The organism is Pantoea sp. B9002 (assembly GCF_013385945.1).
In the GTDB taxonomy this organism is placed as follows: Bacteria; Pseudomonadota; Gammaproteobacteria; order Enterobacterales; family Enterobacteriaceae; genus Pantoea.
In genome coordinates this window covers 1-370 of record NZ_JACAPA010000150.1, presented here as the reverse complement: position 1 = coordinate 370, position 370 = coordinate 1, and the positions used below count along the sequence as shown (strand labels likewise).

General features: G+C 65.1%; 1 protein-coding gene. It reads right to left on the bottom strand.

The genetic code is table 11. The features are described 5' to 3' along the window. A partial coding sequence (locus HX773_RS25610) for a hypothetical protein (RefSeq protein ID WP_176973827.1) occupies window positions 1-370 on the bottom strand: 370 nt, incomplete at both ends.

The following is a 370-nucleotide window of genomic DNA, read 5'->3' as shown; positions in this document are numbered from 1 at the left end:
TGCACCGCGCTGGCCAGTTCCTCGGACAAGGCGTAGTGCTTGCCGCTGTTGAGCAGCAATAGCGCGAAGCCGGTATTCAGGCTGTTCAGGCCGTCGAGCTGCGCCAGGCCATGGACCACCTCATGGTGGGTGACGTCCGGGCGTGGCAGCAACTGGCCGTCCTGGAGCGTGAAGTACCGGTGGATCGTGTCGACGGTGCCACGGATATGTGCCGAGAGCCGGGCCAGCGCGCCGGTTTTCGCCAGTGCCAGTTGCCGGCGTGGCGAGCTGTCCGAACTGATCAGCTCCAGCGTGTCGCCATCGTCACTGGATTCGATGGTGTGCAGGTCAGGGACCCGGGCGGACTCTGCCGAATCGGCCGTGAGCCTTT